The sequence below is a fragment of the Vibrio sp. 378 genome (genome assembly GCF_033339435.1).
Window position 1 is genome coordinate 1 of record NZ_JAWOUO010000065.1, and the last position, 1,521, is coordinate 1,521.

A 1,521-nucleotide genomic window follows, 5' to 3' on the forward strand; every position below is an offset into this window, starting at 1 on the left:
AGCAGCTGGAGGCTCAAGGAATCGTGAGTGCGCCGGGTCACAATGGTAACCGTGAAGTCTTGGCTCCAGCGCCACCAAAAGATTAATGAACTTGTTTTACTCACCTTAGTCCAACTGAGGTGAGTAACTTTAGGTCTTTCACCCTCTGATAGGTATCTGAATGAAAAAACGATTTTCAGCGAAACTTTTCTCAGCGCTAGTTTTAAGCATTTCTTTCTTCTCTGTTGCAAATGCAGCCTCTCCAAAAGATGAACTGAACAAACGCCTCGCGATGAATGAGGGCTTCAGTGCCGATTTCTCTCAGCAAGTGATCAGCCCAGAAGGGGAAACGGTCATGGAAGGGGAAGGCACGGTTGAAATCGCTCGTCCAAGCCTTTTCCGTTGGAGCACGACATTCCCAGATGAGAACTTGTTGGTTTCAGACGGTAAAACTTTGTGGTACTACAGCCCGTTTATTGAGCAAGTCAGCATTTACTGGCAAGAGCAAGCGACCGAGCAAACACCATTTGTACTCTTAACTCGCAACAGAGCAAGTGATTGGGATAATTATAAGATCTCCCAGAAAGGGAATGAATTTACGCTTATCCCAACCGCAGTAGACTCTACTCAAGGTCAGTTTCAGATCAATATTGACGCGAAAGGCGTAGTGAAAGGCTTTAACGTCATCGAGCAAGATGGTCAGAAAGGGCTCTTTACATTCAGTAATGTTAAGCTTGGCAAACCAAAAGCAGACAGATTTACGTTCACAGTTCCAAAAGGCGTGGAAGTGGACGATCAAAGGAATTAATAGGTAGTGAGTAATTACACATTAGATTTCTCGGGGGACGAAGATTTTCGTCCCCTTGCTGCTCGTATGAGACCGCAAACTATTGAGCAGTACATCGGTCAGCAACACATTCTTGGCCCGGGTAAACCCCTGCGTCGCGCGTTAGAGGCTGGCCATGTCCACTCAATGATCCTTTGGGGGCCTCCTGGTACAGGTAAAACCACGTTAGCGGAAGTCGCTGCTAATTACGCCAATGCGGAAGTTGAACGCGTGTCTGCGGTGACGTCCGGTGTGAAAGAGATTCGTGCTGCAATCGAAAAAGCGCGCGAGAACAAAATGGCGGGTCGCCGCACCATCTTGTTTGTGGATGAGGTCCATCGCTTCAACAAATCGCAACAAGATGCTTTCTTACCACATATTGAAGATGGAACCGTCACGTTTATTGGCGCAACGACAGAGAACCCATCTTTCGAACTGAATAACGCATTGTTGTCTCGTGCTCGAGTCTACAAGCTGACTTCACTGGATAAAGAAGAGATCTCACTCGCACTAAATCAAGCGATTAACGACAAAGAACGAGGCCTGGGCGATACGCCAGCGAACTTTGCTGATAATGTGTTAGACCGTCTAGCCGAGTTGGTGGACGGTGATGCTCGCATGTCTCTTAACTACCTTGAGCTTCTCTACGATATGGCAGAAGAGAATGATCAAGGTGAAAAAGAGATAACACTCAAACTGCTTGCTGAAGTAGCCGG

General features: G+C 47.1%; 2 protein-coding genes. Both read left to right on the forward strand.

Annotated features, from left to right (window positions below):
• Window positions 1-160 precede the first annotated feature (160 nt).
• Entirely contained in the window at window positions 161-787 is a 627-nt protein-coding gene (gene lolA, locus R7Q48_RS24095) for an outer membrane lipoprotein chaperone LolA (protein ID WP_023585423.1), read from the forward strand.
• Window positions 788-793: 6 nt separating this feature from the next.
• Window positions 794-1,521: AAA family ATPase (locus tag R7Q48_RS24100; RefSeq protein ID WP_318132593.1), on the forward strand; the 728-nt coding region annotated here is incomplete at its 3' end.